Genomic DNA, 17,627 nt, shown 5'->3' on the forward strand with positions numbered 1-17,627 from the left:
TCTTAGCTGGTTAAATCATCAAAGAACTTTTTCACACCGTTGAAAAAGCCTTCTGATTTAGGCTTGTGCTTTGTCGCCGCTTCACCACCACAAGACTCTTCAAACTCTTTGAGCAGTTCTTTTTGGCGTGAGCTTAGGTTTACTGGTGTTTCAACAACCAACTTAACAATCAAGTCACCGATACCGCCACCGCGAACGCCTTTCACACCTTTACCACGCATGCGGAACATACGACCTGTTTGCGTTTCTGAAGGCACTTTTAGGCTTACGCGACCATCTAGAGTTGGCACTTCAACTTCACCACCTAGAGCCGCCATCGCAAAGCTTACAGGCACTTCACAGTATAGGTTGTTACCATCACGTTCGAAGATATGGTGCTCTTTCACGTGCACTTGTACATACAAGTCACCCGCTGGAGCTCCCATTTCTCCCGCTTCACCTTCGCCAGATAGACGAATACGGTCGCCAGTATCAACACCTGCTGGGATCTTAACGTTAAGTGTTTTAGTTTTCTGCTTACGACCTTGACCATGACACTCATTACAAGGGTCTTTAATGATCTTGCCTTTACCGTGACAGGTTGGGCAGGTTTGTTGCACTGCGAAGAAGCCTTGGCGCATCTGTACTTGACCATGACCATGACAGGTACCACATGTTTCAGCAGATGAGCCTTTCTTCGCGCCACTACCATCGCAGGTATCACAGTGTACGAGTGTTGGTACTTCGATCTCTTTCGTTACACCACGAACCGCTTCTTCTAGCGTCAATTCCATGTTGTAACGTAGGTCTGCGCCTCGCTGGGCACGGTGGCCACCACCGCCACGACGACCACCACCAAAGATGTCACCGAATACATCGCCAAAGATGTCGCCGAAATCAGCACCGCCGCCGCCAAAGCCGCCGCCACCGAAACCACCGCCGCCTTGTTCAAAAGCAGCATGACCGTATTGGTCGTACGCCGCTTTCTTTTGAGGGTCGGTCAGAACTTCGTACGCTTCTTTTACTTCTTTAAACTTGTCCGCCGCAGAATCATCACCCTGGTTTCGGTCTGGGTGGAATTTCATCGCTAGACGCTTATACGCCTTTTTGATATCGCGCTCTGAGGCATCACGGCTTACGCCTAATACTTCGTAAAAATCACGTTTTGACATGTTCTTCGTCACCAGTTAATTACTACAAACGGCATCGATTCACCGCTTGGTGTTTGTATCGTTCTAGGTAAGTGCACTTGTCTGCAACATACTTAACTAGAAAGACAGCGTTTACAAACAGACGGGCGTAAGAGTTGCCCCAAACGCCCGCACACGAAGTCTTATCGACCCCAGATGGCTATGCAGCCATCTGGTTAAGAAATATTATTTCTTGTCGTCTTTAACTTCTTCGAACTCAGCATCTACAACGTCGTCTTCTTTAGACTGTGCACCTGCGTCAGCACCTTGTGCTTGCTGCGCTTGAGCTTGTTGTTGAGCGATTTCCATCAGCTTTTGAGAAGCAGTCATTAGTGCTTGAACTTTAGCATCGATAGCTTCTTTGTCTTCGCCTTTACGTGCTGTTTCTAGCTCAGAAATTGCTGCTTCAATCTTCTCTTTCTCTTCTGCAGGTAGCGCTTCACCAGCTTCTTCTACTTGCTTACGAGTACCGTGAATCATTTGGTCAGCTTGGTTACGTGCAGTCGCTAGCTCTTCGAACTTCTTGTCCGCTTCTTTGTTAGCTTCTGCTTCTTGAACCATTTTCTCGATGTCTTCATCGCTTAGACCGCCAGAAGCTTGGATAGTGATCTTCTGCTCTTTACCAGTCTGCTTGTCTTTCGCAGATACGTGTAGGATACCATCCGCATCAAGGTCAAAAGTAACCTCGATTTGTGGCATACCACGTGGTGCAGGCTGGATGCCTTCTAGGTTAAATTGGCCTAGAGACTTGTTGTACATCGCTTGCTTACGCTCACCTTGTAGAACGTGGATAGTTACCGCGCTCTGGTTGTCTTCCGCTGTAGAGAAAACTTGGTTCGCTTTAGTTGGGATAGTTGTGTTCTTCTCAACTAACTTAGTCATCACGCCACCCATTGTCTCGATACCTAGAGACAGTGGAGTTACGTCTAGTAGTAGTACGTCTTTAACGTCACCAGCAAGTACACCACCTTGAACTGCAGCACCCATTGCTACTGCTTCGTCAGGGTTTACGTCACGGCGCGCTTCTTTACCAAAGAACTCAGCAACTTTCGCTTGAACCATTGGCATACGAGTCTGACCACCAACTAGGATTACGTCAGTGATGTCGTTTACTGATAGATCAGCGTCAGCTAGAGCTACTTTTAGTGGCTCAAGAGAGCGTTGTACTAGGTCTTCAACTAGAGATTCTAGTTTTGCACGAGTCACTTTAATGTTCATGTGCTTAGGACCAGTTGCATCTGCAGTAACGTAAGGTAGGTTTACGTCAGTTTGAGAAGTAGAAGAAAGCTCGATTTTCGCTTTTTCTGCTGCTTCTTTAACACGCTGCATTGCTAGTGGATCGTTCTTAAGATCGATACCTTGCTCTTTCTTAAACTCGTCTACTAAGTAGTTGATTAGGCGGTTATCAAAGTCTTCACCACCAAGGTGAGTATCACCGTTAGTCGCTAGAACTTCGAATGTTTTCTCGCCTTCAACTTCATCGATTTCGATGATAGAGATATCGAATGTACCACCACCAAGGTCGTATACCGCGATAGTGCGATCGCCGCCTTTCTTATCAAGACCGTAAGCTAGCGCTGCTGCTGTTGGCTCGTTGATGATACGTTTAACTTCTAGACCTGCGATACGACCAGCATCTTTTGTAGCTTGACGCTGAGCATCGTTAAAGTAAGCAGGTACTGTGATAACTGCGCCAGTTACTTCCTCACCAAGGAAATCTTCAGCAGTTTTCTTCATTTTCTTAAGAACTTCAGCAGAAACCTGAGGAGCCGCCATTTTTTGGCCTTTTGCTTCTACCCAAGCGTCACCGTTGTCAGCCTTAACAATTTTGTAAGGCATGATTTGGATGTCACGCTGAACTTCTTCGTCTTCAAAACGACGACCGATTAGACGCTTAATTGCAAATAGCGTGTTTTCTGGGTTAGTTACTGCTTGACGTTTCGCAGGTTGACCTACTAGCGTCTCACCGTCAGTGTAAGCAATAACCGATGCAGTAGTACGTTCGCCCTCTGCGTTTTCAATTACACGTGGTTTGTCGCCGTCTAATACAGCAACACATGAGTTAGTAGTACCTAAGTCAATACCAATGATTTTACCCATCTGGCTATCTCCGAATAAATTCTATTTTCGTTTGGTTATAACCCCAATGTGGGGGGAGGAGAATCGGGTTTCAACCCTTGCTCACAAACAAAAATAATCAATGTTTGCTTCTCTATGCCACATAGATAAGGGCGGCAAAATGCTTTTCAAGGGCAGAATTAAAAAAAAGCGTCTTTTTTCGAAATTTATGTGTTTCTTTCTGATTAGTTGGGAACTCGTCACACTGCTGTAGCGCAACAAAACGCCATTTCCCAGATGAATTTATTTATGCCCGACTCTTCCTAAACAAAAAACGAGCTCATAAGAGCTCGCTTCAATATTAGGGTTAAAATAAATGATTCAAGACATTATGCGTTCGCTTGAGCAGGCTCAGCGTCAACGCCTTCTTCTTTACCAATCTCACCTTCTGTTTTTGCAACAATGGTGTTTACCGCCGTGTCGCCCACAACATTTGAAGACGTACAGAACATGTCATTAATACGGTCAACCGCAGCAATAATTGCCAAGCCTTCAGGTGGTAAGCCTAGTTGGTGAAGCAAAACGCCTACCATTACCACGCCGCCTCCAGGAACGCCACCAGCACCAATAGATAATAGAAGAATAGTTAAACCAAGCGTGAAGATGTCTGCGGTGTTAATTGGCTGGCCAAAAGCGTTCGCAACAAACATCGTTGCTAGAGCAATATAGATAGACACACCAGACATGTTCATCGTTGCGCCCAGTGGTACACCGAAGCCAGCAACCGATTTAGAGACCTGAAGCTTTTCTGTCAGTGTTCGCATCGTTACCGGGATAGTCGCGTTTGAGCTCGCGGTAGATAGAGAGAACAGAATCTGCTCACGAGTTGCACGTAGGAAAGTCTTTGGAGAGGTCCCTGTCGCAAGACTTACTGCCATTGGATAGAAGAAGAAGATCCAGAACACCAACATCGCAACCACCAAGGCCACATAACCAGCCACGGACATCAATGTATTGGCGTTTAGTGTTGCACCCAATTGAATCATTAGCGCGAACACACCATATGGCGCAAGACTCATCACTAACCCAACCAGTTTCATCATGATTTCATTTGCCATTTTGAACGTGCGGATGGCAGGACCACCACGAGAATCCAAAGCTTGAATTGCAAGACCTGTCAGAATTGCCATGAAGATGATTTGCAGCATGTCGCCGTTAGCAAACGCTTGTACTGGGTTGCTAGGAACAATGTTAACAACTAGAGAGAAAATGTCCGGCGTTTCTGTCGTCGTCAGCTGTACGGCCTCAGATACCGTTCCTGCCAGATTAGCACCAGCTCCTGGCTGGAAAACCAAACCAACAGTCAAAGCCGCCGTAATCGCAATGATGGTGTTAAGAATGTAGAGGGTAAAAGTTTTTCCACCAAGACGACCAAATGCACTGATGTCTTTCAAGTCAACAATGCCGCATACGATTGAAACGTAAACTAAAGGAACAACAAGCAATTTGATCAGCGAGACAAACATGCCGCCAACGCCTTCTGCTGCTCCAAGTAGGTATGTATCAAAAATTGCAATACCGCTAAATAAGTACTGAATTGCTGTTCCGAGCACAAGGCCGGCAAACAAGCCTATAAAAATCTTACTAGAAAGCGATTTATCCATTATAAATCTCCGATATGTTGTGTTTGCTATTTACATCTTTGTAGTTATATATGCTTACTTTTAAAGCATTAGTCGCAAATCATACACACAAAGGTTACAAAATAAAGTGATAATTTACATTTTTGTTAACGGAATTGTTGTGGAAAAAATGACTATCTTTACATTCCTATGCAGGACAAATATTCACACAACGAATGATTACAATTACTTATAGCCCTCTTCGTTCATAAACACGCAGTGAGATGAGAAGAAATCTCCTATAGGAAAATAATTAACCAATAAGAAAAAATATGAAGGGGATCAAACTTCCATTTTATCGATATACAATGAAGCTCATTACAACAACTTACGTTTAAAACAAAAAAGCGCCCATCAAAAAATGATGGGCGCTTTATATTTGAAAACAGGCAGTTAAGGTTATTTAGCAACCATTACCATTGCCGGACGAATCACACGGCCGTTTAGTTCGTAGCCTTTTTGCATAACAAACATAACTGTGTTTGATTCATGATCTGGGCTTTCCTGAATCGACATCGCTTGATGGAACTCTGGGTTAAATGCTTCACCTTCAGGGTTGATTGCTTTCAAGCCAAATTTCGCCACAACGTCGACAAACGTTTTGTGTGTTAACTCAACACCTTCTAGGAACGGCTTAACCGTTTCATTCTCTGTATCTGCCGCTTGAATTGCACGCTCTAGGTTATCAATAACAGGAAGCAACTCTTCGGCAAACTTGTTCAACGCAAACTTACGTGCTTTATCGATTTCTTGCTCAGTACGACGACGCATGTTTTCTACTTCAGCTTTAGAACGCAACACCGCATCTTGCTGCTCTTTTACTTTTGCCTCGCTAGACAATAGTGCCGCTTCTAGTTGAGCAATCTTAGCGTCTGTCTCATCACCAATTTCTTCAAGCTCAGCTTCAACTTCTTGTGCTTCAGCTTCTACTTTTTCAGCCTCTTCGATGATTTGATCAAGCTCTTCTTCTGTAACTTTGTTTTCTTCGTTGCTCATGATATCTCCAGAATTCAACATAATGCCCTTAAAGCCATGCGCGTTTTTGCGGGCTTTAACCACATAAAAATTCGCATATTTAGGTGACTTGCCATTATTATGGGGATGAAGATTCCTGATTCAAGCCTCTTTAATGCGGAAATGCTATGAAAAATCCATGTAACGTGATCGCGATTATCGGAAAACCAAGAGATCAACAAGCAATTCAAACTCATAAAGAGTTGTACCAATGGCTGACCTCTGAAGGCTATAAAGTATTTATTGACGATCGCCTTGCCGCAATACTGGATGATATCCCGCAGAGTCAATTTGCCAGTTTAGTTGAACTGGGAAAAAATGCCGATCTAGCCATTGTGGTTGGTGGGGATGGCAACATGCTAGGTGCAGCAAGAATTTTATCCCGATTTGATGTTCCAGTCATAGGGGTGAACCGTGGAAACCTGGGCTTCTTAACTGACTTAAACCCAGACGAGTTCCAAGCGTCTCTGCAAGCGGTACTCGACGGTGAGTATATTGAAGAAGAGCGCTTTCTCTTAGAAGCGGAAGTACACCGTCACGGGCAAATTAAAAGCCACAACGCTGCGCTAAATGAAGCTGTACTTCACCCAGGGCAAATTGCCCATATGATTGAATTTGAAGTGTACATAGATGAAAGCTTCGCCTTCTCTTTACGAGCCGATGGTTTGATTGTTTCCACACCAACGGGCTCGACCGCATATTCGCTTTCTGGCGGCGGTCCAATTCTTTCTCCTAGCTTGAATGCCATTTCACTCGTGCCAATGTTCCCTCATACCTTGTCGAGTCGACCTTTGGTGGTTGATGGAAAGCGTCGAATTAAATTGGTGGTGTCACCAGAAAACCGAGGAACACAAGAAGTTAGCTGTGATGGACAAGTGTCTCTCCCTGTTTCTCCAGGCGACGAAATCCACATCTATCAAAGTCCAAATGTGCTCAAACTCATCCATCCCAAAGACTACAGCTACTATCACGTTTTACGTAACAAGCTTGGTTGGTCTAGTAAATTGTTCTAACACTTGTTACTCAGGGAAATGACTTCAATAAAAAAGCCAGTAGCTTAATTGCCACTGGCTTTTGGCTTTCTTAGACAAGAAATAGACACAAAGTAGTGAGGCGACACGATATTTGCTGTCATTAAAGAGAAGTTTATAAATTTTGATCCTGTGGGCAAAGTTTACACAAAAGATAGAAAAGCAAATTCAATGATCTATGTCCGGTGATATTCTCACCATGAATAGAGTATTAACTCTATTTCATAAAATCAATAAAGGACATATTATGAAGAAAACCATCATTCTGTCTGTTCTCAGTACATTAGCACTTATTGGCTGCCAATCAGAGGAAACGCAAGTCAACAGTGTATCCAACGCAAAAGCGGAAGATATCACTAAGACGAAGCGTGCCCTCGCTCAACAATTGAGTGAGAACTATGCTGCCATTGAACCCATGTTGAGAAGAGATATTACTCCACAACAGACTAGCGTCTCTGTATCAGCATTTGTTCAACAAACCCCCAACTCCGAGTTTAGCCGTCAGCTTGTACAAGCTGACACTCAAATTCGTAGCTGGAAAGGTATTTCTGAATACTCAGATCAGTTGCTGGAAGTTCGTTTAGCGAATGAGAGCATGATATCAGCATGGCAAAGTGGCGAGGTCGAGCCATTATTTGCATTTGAACCAAGTGGTGATGATGAGAATTGGCAATACATCGAAGCATTTGATGTTTATGGCAACATCCATCAACTCGATGTTTACCAGCTCCCTGATGTACCTGTACTTGTCGTTGATAACAACAGCTCTGCAGAGCTAAAGGCTGGCTTGCAAGCTATGCAAGCTGAGATGAAAAAACTCGGTCAGCCAGCTTTAGTTCAACCATATATTGCTGATGAACAACGCCAAAATGCACCGCTATTGTCAAGTAGCACTGTGGGCGAAGCGACTCCAATTCAAACCACGCAGTTGAAAAAGATCCGTCTAGCCGATGACAAAGAACCTTGGATCTCAGGCAAGGCAGAAATCTACGCTATCGTAACGGGCGTCAATCCAAGTCGTGATGAACCTACTCTCGATTTAGTAGAGCTTCCATACTTAGACTACGATAACCAAGATTACTACCCAAATCAGATCATTATTCACTGGTCTCGTTACCGTTGGGGCGCTGCGGACATCGTGCTCATGGAACAAGATGATGGTACAGACTATAAACAGTTGGCAAAACTCCTTGTTCAAGTTGCTGGAGAAGTGCTGAAAGCGATTCCAGATCCAGAAGTTCAGGCTTACGCGATTATTCCGCAAATCACGAATAAGATCATCGACACGATCCCTGACGGCGTCCTAACGAATGATGATGACTTCGTCGACGTTTACTACACACTAATGCAAGACACATCATACGTGGATCATCCAGGTGCTGGTGTGAATGCAGTAGTCACATTAGAGCCGCTCACGATTAACCCAACTCGTCCGTAACCTGTTCAATTTTAATGAGTCGTTGTAATCACTTCGGCTCATTTTTCCCACTTCATCACAAAAAAGCACCCCACACAGAAATTTTTTCCCACCTGTCTTTACTGTATAAAGAAACAGTATATACTGTTCTCTTATACAGTATTGTTCAGTTATACAGGTAAATAAAAAATGCTGGCTCATCTAAGTGTTAATAATTTTGCGATTGTTAAGTCTTTACAACTCGAGCTGTCTAAGGGCATGACCACCATCACAGGTGAAACAGGCGCGGGTAAATCCATTGCTATCGATGCTTTAGGGCTCTGCTTAGGCGGACGAGCCGATGCTGGCATGGTTCGACAAGGTGAAGAAAAAACCGAAGTTAGTGCCGCTTTTTTACTGGACAACAACATACATGCAACGCGTTGGCTAGAAGATAACGATCTGCTTGATGGCAGTGAATGTATTTTGCGTCGCATCATCACAAAAGAAGGTCGCTCAAGAGCCTTCATTAATGGCAGTCCTGTCCCACTATCACAACTCAAATCTCTAGGGCAACTGCTGATCAATATCCATGGGCAACACGCTCATCATCAATTGATGAAAAGCGAACACCAAATGGCTATGCTCGACCAATATGCAGGTCATCTAAACCTACTAAAAAGCACACGAAGTGCTTACCAGCATTGGCGTCAGGCAGACAATAACCTCAAGCAACTAAAAGAAAATAGCCAGCAAAACCAGGCGCAAAAACAGTTGCTTGAATACCAAATCAAAGAACTAAATGAGTTATCGCTAGGTGAAGAAGAATTTGCAGAGCTCGAGCAAGAGCACAAACGACTATCCAATAGTGGTGAACTCGCCACTACCTGTCAGCAAGCCATCGAACTTATTTACGAAGGTGAAGAAGTCAATGCGCTTGGTATTTTGCAATCGGCCAATCACTCCCTAATTCAACTAGCTGAGTTAGATGAAAAGCTATCTGAGCTACCCAACATGTTGTCAGAAGCGATGATTCAACTGGAAGAAACGAAGAACGAATTACGCAGTTATCTAGATGGCGTCGATGTGGATCCTGCTCGTATGGCTTATGTAGAAGAACGTTTTTCTAAAGTGATGTCTGTTGCTCGCAAACACCACGTAATGCCAGAGGAACTATATCAACATCACCAAGATCTTCTGGCCCAAGTAGAAGCGTTAGATTGCTCTGATGAACGTTTAGATGAACTCGCGCAAGAAGTGGAACAAAAGTACCAAAGCTTCCTAAACCAAGCAGAAAAACTACACAAATCACGCAGCCGTTACGCAAAAGAACTGAACAAACTGATCACACAAAGCATGCACGAATTGAGCATGGAAAAAGCGGTATTCAATATCGATGTAAGCAATGAAAACACGCACCCATCACCACTTGGCATGGACAGTGTGTGCTTCTTAGTATCGACTAACCCAGGGCAACCATTGCAACCTATAGCAAAAGTTGCGTCAGGCGGTGAGCTATCACGCATCTCATTAGCTATCCAAGTGATTACCGCTCAGAAAGTGGATACACCAAGCTTGATCTTCGATGAGGTGGATGTCGGTATTAGTGGTCCAACAGCAGCTGTAGTCGGCAAAATGCTACGCAAGCTTGGCGAGTCTACTCAGGTATTGTGTGTCACTCACCTCCCTCAAGTTGCAGGTTGTGGCCATCAACAAATGTTCGTGGCTAAACAAACAAAAGCTGGCCAAACCGAAACACAAATGCACGCATTAGATGAACAACAACGTGTGGCAGAATTAGCTCGCCTACTTGGAGGTAGCCAAATTACAGATTCTACCCTTGCAAACGCCAAAGAGCTCCTCATCGCCGCTTAGCCATGCTCTTTCAAAGATAGAGTCACGAACACTACTCCGTGACTCTACCTCCCCCATCACCATATCAAAGTGCTTGGGTTCTGATTCCCTTTCGAAATAATGGTCAGTGCCACCCCATAGCTCAATAACTTGGCTATTTGTCATTAGTTACCGCTTAAACTGGATAGAAAATCGCTCATCGACATAAACATACATGTGAGAGAATCAATAAATGCAACTCAACTCAAAATTCGTTGTCAGATTTCCTATCATACGACGCATAGCTTTTTACATCTGCGTCGAGCTTGTTTATTATCAGCGCAGTATTTTAAAGGTTACTAAGAAATTATTATGCAATTAAAGAAGTGGTTAGTTGCCGTACCATTAGCAATGACATTGCTGACAGGATGTTCGGTATTGGAAAAACTGGTTTATCGCATTGATATCAACCAAGGCAACTATGTAGAACAAAGTGCGGTAGATAAATTAAAGTTTGGGATGACTAAAGCACAGGTTCGCTTCGTACTAGGGTCGCCAATGCTTATTGAGAACGGCTACCCAAACACTTGGTACTACATTTATCATCATACTCCTGGTCACGGTGATCCAGTGCAAAAAGACCTGATCGTTAACTTTAACGACCAAGGCACACTCGCAGATATCAGTGGTGACTTCCCAAAAAGTGACGCTTTTTACGAACAGATTCAGTAAACGACTTTTGCAAAAAAACCTCTCACATGAGAGGTTTTTTATTATCTAGATATCGCGCAATCACACTTTGAATCAATGACGCCATCCATTGAGACTGATATTAAGTCTACTTATTCTTACGTACAGAGCTAGGCTTACCACCGGTGACTGGGTCTGCATTCCCCTCGGCTTTAGCCTGCTCCGCCCGTTTACGACGAATCTCTTTCGGGTCTGCGAGTAACGGACGATATATCTCTATTCGATCTCGATCTCGAACGGTCGCATCTAACTTCACATTACGACTAAACACACCCACTTTATTCTTAGATAAATCAATTTCAGGGTATAACTCTAACACGCCAGATTGTCGAATGATCTCTTCTACCGTTGCGTGATTATTCACCACTAAATTAAATACACGCTGTTCATGAGGAAGAGCATAGACAACCTCTACGTGAATCATATCTGACTCAATACTCATAGCACTCGTAGACCTGTTTTGCGCGTTTAGTGAATGCTTTTACCATGTTACTGGTAAGCTCGTTAAAAACCTTACCGAAGGCCATCTCAATCATTTTACTTGAGAATTCAAACTCAAGCTTTAGCTCAACCTTGCAAGCTTGCTCATCTAGCGCGGTAAAAATCCAACCACCACGCAACGTCTTAAACGGGCCATCCACCAAGTTCATCATAATTGCTTGGCCTGGGATCAGCTCATTTGCAGTAGTAAACGTTTTGCTGATACCAGCCTTCGCCACATCGACAGAAGCCACCATACCATTACCCGAAGACTCAATGATTCTAGAGCCCGAGCAACCAGGCAGAAACTCAGGGTATTTAGCAACATCGTTAACCAGATTGAACATCTGTTCAGCACTAAAAGACACAAGCGCAGAACGGCTGACTTGCTTCATACATACTCCTATCGATACATGTACAGATTTAAAGCTCCTGCCAATTTTACTTTTATTCCACGATTGCGCAAATAAAAGGATTTCCTATCCGATATCCAACCCGTATAATGTCGCTATTATGGCAAAGAAAAAAACGAAACAAAAAGCGGGTAGCAATACTATCGCGCTGAATAAAAAAGCTCGCCACGAGTATTTCATCGATGATGAAATCGAAGCTGGCTTGGAGCTCCAAGGTTGGGAAGTGAAAGCCCTTCGCCAAGGTAAAGCCAATATTTCTGAAAGTTACGTATTTATGCGTGACGGTGAAGCCTTTGTGAGTGGCATGACAATCACTCCTTTAAATCAGGCATCGACACACGTTGTGGCGAACCCCACACGTGTGCGTAAACTACTAATGAGTCGTCGTGAACTAGACAACCTATTCGGACGTGTGAACCGTGAAGGTATGACATTAACGGCGCTCTCTCTGTACTGGTCTCGCTCTTGGGTGAAACTAAAAATTGGCGTAGCAAAAGGTAAAAAGCTGCACGATAAACGTACGGATTTAAAAGAAAAAGACTGGGCAAGAGAGAAAGCACGCGTAATGAAGAGTACACTGCGTTAATCTTGACCACTTAAACGCATAGTACTGGACAGCCAATGCTTTTCTGTTACTATGCGAATATTACCTGGGGCTGATTTAGGATTCGACGGGAATTCAGAAGTCTGAGGTGCATGCCGAGGTGCGGTAGGCCTCGTTAACAAACCGCAAAAAAATAGTCGCAAACGACGAAAACTACGCACTAGCAGCTTAATAACCTGCTCAGAGCTCTCTCGCCCTAGCTTCCGCACGTAAGACGGGGAATAACGAGGGATCAAACCCAAACGCGCTAGCCCGGATTCTCCCGCCTGAGAGATGAACGGCGAATTTTAATTCAGGCTAGTCATTCATTAGCGTGTCGGTTCGCAGGTGGGTGGCGAAATTAAAGATCGACTAAGCATGTAGTACCAATGATGAACGGTTTTCGGACGCGGGTTCAACTCCCGCCAGCTCCACCAAACGTTTGGAAAAGGCCCCCTTCGGGTGGCCTTTTTTGTATCTGCTATCCGTACTTATGTTGCAACAGTACACGATCTACTTTTACGATGTTACTTGCTATTAGTGCACGGCTTCTTTTATAGCCTATAGAAAAATAAGCAGACGATCTCTAATAATCAACACTTCCAACTTTATAAATATTTTATTCATTAGTAATTTTATGCAGGTAATTAAATCTCTTAAAAAATAAAAATGCGAAGCCATTTAGCTTCGCAATTTTATTGCGTTAAACATGATTAACAATATTAAAATCTATATTCCACACCTAGCGATGCTTGGTTAAAATCAGTTTTTGTGCTTGCACCATTCGCGACGTTCTCTGCATTCAGTTCTACGTCGTACCACATATATTCTGCGTTAACTAAGAAGTTATCAGTAACTTTAAAACCAACACCGGCACCAGCGAATACACCTTCGTCATCTTTGTTGCCTTGGAAGCCCGCAACGTTGTAATCCGTCGAGTACCACATTTGACCGCCTTTTGCGTAAAGATCGACACGATCAGCAATAGGGGCTGTAACTTTTAGTGCTGCGGTGTAACCGTCCGTTTCGGCATTTGCTAGGTTATTACCATAGCTACCAAAATCAATGTAACCGCCCTCTAACGCTAAGTAAGGGTTAAAACGGTAACCAACCAAGCCTTGAATAGCATCGCTGTCATCATCAAAGTCATCTTGTCCATCAACTTTTAAGTAACCATAATTGGCGCCGACATAAACACCATGATCTTTGGAGTCCGCTGCGTGAGATAAAGTACTAAACGTTGCTAAAGAAAAAAGGCCAATCAAAGTAACAACATTGCTTTTCATTTCGTTCTCCTCATATAAGTGCCATTGAAAGTTCGAATTATACAAAGCAAATGCAATGCCAATTTTAATTTAATAAAAAACACTTTCTACTTTATAAAAAATTGACATTATTTTGAAATTAGAACAACAAAACTAAAAGTTATACTGTTTTATTTACCTTGAGAAAACAATATTAGATTTCTGTAAATACTAATGATGTAAAACATTCTATTTTATTTGTAGTTTTTTCAAAAGATAGGAGAAATCAATAAACAAACCCCAATCATCAATTATTTACATACCCATTATATTTAGGATTCTTAATTTTTGGTCTGGATTCTTTATGAACGAGTAAGGAAGGTAATCACACATCGGCTTTTTCTCTCTTTGCTTCAATAGGTAAATCTCCTACTCTGTGAAGAGGCTATCTCTCCATGGGACTGAAGTATGTTAAAAGGCAGTGAGTACCCTTCTATCCGAGCATTAAGGACGTTTGTCGCGGTTGCAAATTACCTCAGCTTCTCTAAAGCGGCGGATGCCCTATGCATTACACAAAGCGCAGTAAGCAAACAAATCGCCGCGCTTGAACAACTAGTGGGCTTACCTTTAATACAAAGAGGGACGAGTGGTATTGAGTTAACTGAGGAAGGAAAACGCTACCTACCGCAAGTCACAGAAGCACTAGAACTTATTCAGAATGCAACCGCCAACTTAATCCAATCAGATTCAAAGCAAGAATTGCTCACCGTGGATGTTACTCCTTCTTTCGCTAGCCTTTGGTTGGTGCCTCATATTGATGACTTCCACCAACGACATCCCAATATCCGTGTAAGAATCTGTACCGGAGATGGGAACGTCAAAGGTTCAAGCGGTGAAAGCGACTTGCATATTCGTTGTCTTCCATTGTCCACGCATTATGAATACAGCCACTTACTATGCCAAGAAATACTGCTATTGGTCGGTTGCACTAATACTCCTGCACTCAAGAGTGTGCACGCTGTTAGCGACTATCCGTTGATACCTCAAATCACTCGTCCTCAGTTGTGGGAGCAATTTAAGGCGGCACATGCAGTAGAATCAACCGTTACCTATCACTCTGTAGGCTTTGAACATTTTTACCTAGCTTACGAAGCCGTCAAAATGGGAAAAGGACTCGCCTTACTTCCTGATTTTATGGCGCAGAATTCTATTTTAAGAGGGGATATCCAACGTATTCTCAACCTATCTTTACAGAGTGGTTATGGTTATTACGTGATGATCCCGAATTATCGCCTATCGGCTAAGAAAGTGGCGGCGTTTTACGAATGGTTGAAGAGCAAACTAAGCTAATATTGTTTTCTTGAAATGCTTTTGGTAAACCAAAACAACTCAAAGACTTCAGTATCTGTCTGCTCCAAATTGTGGCATTCTCATTAACACTGTTTCAAAAGGATAAATGGATTGAAAGATATGGACAGCAATTCGCCCAAACTCTCATTACGTACCATTGAGCCAACGGATTACCCTGAGCTTGCAGAACTAATGGACTTAGTGTTTCCTGATGTTGGCGGCTCATGGCCACGGCTAACTATTATGGATCTCATTCATCAGTTTCCTGATGGCCAAATCTGTATTGAAGATAACGGCAAAATAGTCGGTGCAGCATTAACCATTAAAGTGGACTACAACCGCTTTTCTCTTCCTCACCTGTATACCGACATCATTACCGAAAACAACGTCATACAGAATCAAGTAACCGGTGATGCAATGTATGGTCTCGATGTATTTGTCCACCCAGACTATCGAGGGCTACGTTTAGGTCGACGTTTATATGATGCACGTAAAGAGCTTTGCCGTAGTAAAAACTTCAAAGCCATTTTAGCCGGTGGTCGCATTCCTAATTACCACCAATACGCAGATGAACTGAGCGTTGCAGAGTACATCGACAAAGTAAAACGCCGTGAGCTTCATGACCCTATTTTGTCTTTTCAGCTTGCTAACGACTTCGATGTAAAACGTATCATGCGTGGATACTTGCCAGAGGACAGTGCTTCTAAAGGTTACGCGACACTGCTGGAGTGGGATAACTTTTTCTACGAAGAGGATATTCAATCCGTACACGATGTAGAAAAGACTCTGATTCGAATTGGTGTTGTACAGTGGCAAATGCGCGCGATGAATGACCTGGAGGATTTGCTCGATCAAGCTGAGTTCTTCATTTCTTCTCTTGCGAATTACAAGGCCGATTTCGCCCTATTCCCTGAGTTCTTTAACGCACCGCTGATGGGCTTGCAAAACGACAAAAATTCCGTTGAAGCAATCCGCTTTTTGGCTAGCTTTACAGAAGAGATCAAAAACCGTTTCTCGCAGATGGCAGTCACCTACAACATCAACATTATTGCAGGCAGTATGCCCGTTATCGAAGATGGCAAACTGTATAATGTGGCCTACTTGCTGCAACGAGATGGTGAAATTAACGCTCAATATAAAATCCACATCACGCCTCATGAACAAAGAGACTGGGTGATCGACGGTGGTGACAATGTTCAAGTGTTCGAAACCGATGCGGGCAAAGTCGGCATACTGATTTGTTATGACAGCGAATTCCCTGAATTGGGAAGAATGTTAGCAGAACAAGGCGCACAAATTGTATTCGTTCCTTTCTGGACGGACACAAAAAATGGCTATCAACGAGTACGAATTTGTTCCCAATCGCGTGCCATTGAAAACGAATGCTATGTTGCAATTGGTGGTAGTGTTGGTAACTTACCTCGTGTTGATAACGTGGACATCCAGTACGCGCAATCTGCCGTATTCTCTCCGTCGGATATCTACTTCCCGCACGATGCGACCTTGACAGAAGCAAGCGCCAACACCGAAATGATGATCTTCGCCGATGTTGATTTGACTAAGTTGAAGCAACTTAATACCGAGGGTTCAGTAACCAACTTACGTCACCGACGTCTTGATTTGTATGGCGCATTTACTAAAGCTAAAGAGTCATAATGGTGTGCCTTATTCGCCGCCACACGGGAGCGTGGCGGCGAATAAAACAAGCAGCAGATTGATTCCGCACAATAATCAGAGGCATGTCAGTTTTTCTCAGCGGTGAGAAACAAGAATTGACCCAGTAGGACATTCGGAGTATCACTCCAACTTCGTTCCGCTTTTATTAGGGGAAAGCTTTTGGAACACATTAACGAACTTCTCATGTCAATGAAGCCTTTGCTCGAGCAATACGGCTACTTGGCGCTGATTGTCAGTATATTTCTAGAAGGGATAGGTGTACCGATGCCTGGTCAATCGCTGATGATCGCGGCATCTTTGCTCTCTTCAGAACAAGTCATGAACCTAAGTATGGTTATGATGGTATCGTGGCTAAGCTGCTTTTTTGGGAATACCTGTGGTTACCTAATCGGGTATTACTTTGAAGGCTGGTTGGATAAAAAAGGCTATATCTCTGGCCCGAAGATGCAAACACTTCAACTGACTATCCAGAAATACGGCCCTACGTGCTTGGTCGTCAGTCGCTTTATTGAAGGAATGAAGCAATTTATGCCTCTTGCGTGCGGTATCGCGAAAATGCCACGTAGAGAGTTTTTGCTCGGTAACGCCCTCGCGGCGACGGTTTGGGTATTGGTATTCAGCTTGTTAACTCACTTTGCATTTGAACATTTAAGCGTGTTGAGCAACCTGTACACCGAATACAAATATCTGGTATGGGCATTTGCTGCTGTCTTATTTACGTGGATGGTTTTAGGTATTGTTAAACGCAAAAAAGCCAAATCAATGCAATAACGACAGCCTCTTCATTGGCGCATAACTAAAGCTCGTGGTATCAGTGAGATACGTAATACGAGCTTTTATTTTTTTCTTTACGCGCAAAATTTAAACAGCCATTTAGACGTCTAGACGTTGACAATGCGTAAATGTGATATTAGTCTGCTCTTCTCTCTTATTATTAACATTGTCGT

15 protein-coding genes and 1 other RNA gene are annotated in these 17,627 nt (G+C 43.4%); 9 read left to right on the top strand and 7 right to left on the bottom strand.

Annotation, left to right across the window (positions count from 1 at the left end; all coding sequences use genetic code 11):
* Positions 1-2 precede the first annotated feature (2 nt).
* From dnaJ to grpE, 4 genes are all read right to left on the bottom strand, one after another.
* The gene (gene dnaJ / locus NL645_RS12325; protein WP_017635700.1) at positions 3-1,151 is read right to left on the bottom strand and encodes a molecular chaperone DnaJ; all 1,149 of its coding nucleotides are present in this window, start codon (positions 1,149-1,151) and stop codon (positions 3-5) included.
* A 204-nt stretch (positions 1,152-1,355) separates the two neighbouring features.
* Positions 1,356-3,269 (bottom strand): molecular chaperone DnaK, encoded by a 1,914-nt coding sequence (dnaK, locus tag NL645_RS12330; RefSeq protein WP_048626076.1) that lies wholly within the window; start codon positions 3,267-3,269, stop codon positions 1,356-1,358.
* Positions 3,270-3,616: 347 nt separating this feature from the next.
* The gene (locus tag NL645_RS12335; protein ID WP_134647893.1) at positions 3,617-4,891 is read right to left on the bottom strand and encodes a dicarboxylate/amino acid:cation symporter; all 1,275 of its coding nucleotides are present in this window, start codon (positions 4,889-4,891) and stop codon (positions 3,617-3,619) included.
* A gap of 417 nt (positions 4,892-5,308) precedes the next feature.
* Positions 5,309-5,905 (bottom strand): nucleotide exchange factor GrpE, encoded by a 597-nt coding sequence (grpE, locus tag NL645_RS12340; RefSeq protein WP_012842091.1) that lies wholly within the window; start codon positions 5,903-5,905, stop codon positions 5,309-5,311.
* A 146-nt stretch (positions 5,906-6,051) separates the two neighbouring features.
* On the opposite strand from grpE, the gene nadK reads away from it, so the two are divergent.
* The 4 genes from nadK to bamE all read left to right on the top strand — a co-directional run bounded on the left by nadK (position 6,052) and on the right by bamE (position 10,915).
* A complete protein-coding gene (gene nadK, locus NL645_RS12345; protein WP_005391462.1) occupies positions 6,052-6,936 on the top strand; it encodes an NAD(+) kinase in 885 nt (294 codons plus the stop codon).
* 265 nt (positions 6,937-7,201) lie between these two features.
* Positions 7,202-8,392 (top strand): DUF3103 domain-containing protein, encoded by a 1,191-nt coding sequence (locus tag NL645_RS12350; RefSeq protein WP_253651771.1) that lies wholly within the window; start codon positions 7,202-7,204, stop codon positions 8,390-8,392.
* Between the two features lie 168 nt (positions 8,393-8,560).
* On the top strand, positions 8,561-10,225 hold the full coding sequence (gene recN / locus NL645_RS12355; RefSeq protein WP_253651772.1) for a DNA repair protein RecN: 1,665 nt from the start codon (positions 8,561-8,563) through the stop codon (positions 10,223-10,225).
* Positions 10,226-10,555: 330 nt separating this feature from the next.
* Positions 10,556-10,915 carry an outer membrane protein assembly factor BamE gene (gene bamE / locus NL645_RS12360; protein WP_005391468.1) on the top strand — a complete coding sequence of 120 codons (360 nt, stop codon included), beginning with the start codon at positions 10,556-10,558 and terminating at the stop codon, positions 10,913-10,915.
* 106 nt (positions 10,916-11,021) lie between these two features.
* Here bamE and NL645_RS12365 read toward each other — a convergent pair whose 3' ends face one another.
* Both NL645_RS12365 and NL645_RS12370 read right to left on the bottom strand, forming a co-directional pair.
* On the bottom strand, positions 11,022-11,375 hold the full coding sequence (locus tag NL645_RS12365; protein ID WP_005391471.1) for an RnfH family protein: 354 nt from the start codon (positions 11,373-11,375) through the stop codon (positions 11,022-11,024).
* Complete coding sequence (locus tag NL645_RS12370; protein WP_253651773.1) at positions 11,365-11,808, bottom strand: SRPBCC family protein; 444 nt, start codon at positions 11,806-11,808, stop codon at positions 11,365-11,367. Before NL645_RS12370 ends, NL645_RS12365 begins: the two co-directional genes overlap by 11 nt.
* A gap of 118 nt (positions 11,809-11,926) precedes the next feature.
* On the opposite strand from NL645_RS12370, the gene smpB reads away from it, so the two are divergent.
* Together smpB and ssrA are read left to right on the top strand one after the other, a co-directional pair.
* A complete protein-coding gene (smpB, locus tag NL645_RS12375) occupies positions 11,927-12,412 on the top strand; it encodes an SsrA-binding protein SmpB (protein ID WP_005391476.1) in 486 nt (161 codons plus the stop codon).
* 66 nt (positions 12,413-12,478) lie between these two features.
* Positions 12,479-12,846: a transfer-messenger RNA gene (ssrA, locus tag NL645_RS12380) on the top strand.
* Positions 12,847-13,131: 285 nt separating this feature from the next.
* Here the strand turns inward: ssrA and NL645_RS12385 are convergent.
* Positions 13,132-13,695 carry a porin family protein gene (locus tag NL645_RS12385; protein WP_012842100.1) on the bottom strand — a complete coding sequence of 188 codons (564 nt, stop codon included), beginning with the start codon at positions 13,693-13,695 and terminating at the stop codon, positions 13,132-13,134.
* 426 nt (positions 13,696-14,121) lie between these two features.
* On the opposite strand from NL645_RS12385, the gene NL645_RS12390 reads away from it, so the two are divergent.
* The 3 genes from NL645_RS12390 to NL645_RS12400 all read left to right on the top strand — a co-directional run bounded on the left by NL645_RS12390 (position 14,122) and on the right by NL645_RS12400 (position 17,451).
* A complete protein-coding gene (locus NL645_RS12390; protein ID WP_253651774.1) occupies positions 14,122-15,003 on the top strand; it encodes a LysR family transcriptional regulator in 882 nt (293 codons plus the stop codon).
* Positions 15,004-15,123: 120 nt separating this feature from the next.
* Positions 15,124-16,659: a bifunctional GNAT family N-acetyltransferase/carbon-nitrogen hydrolase family protein gene (locus NL645_RS12395; protein ID WP_005391488.1), complete on the top strand. Its 1,536-nt coding sequence runs from the start codon at positions 15,124-15,126 to the stop codon at positions 16,657-16,659.
* A gap of 204 nt (positions 16,660-16,863) precedes the next feature.
* Complete coding sequence (locus NL645_RS12400; RefSeq protein WP_005391489.1) at positions 16,864-17,451, top strand: DedA family protein; 588 nt, start codon at positions 16,864-16,866, stop codon at positions 17,449-17,451.
* Positions 17,452-17,627 lie beyond the last annotated feature (176 nt).

The sequence above is a fragment of the Vibrio sp. Y51_MX_L26 genome, assembly GCF_024181935.1.
In the GTDB taxonomy this organism is placed as follows: domain Bacteria; phylum Pseudomonadota; class Gammaproteobacteria; order Enterobacterales; family Vibrionaceae; genus Vibrio; species Vibrio diabolicus.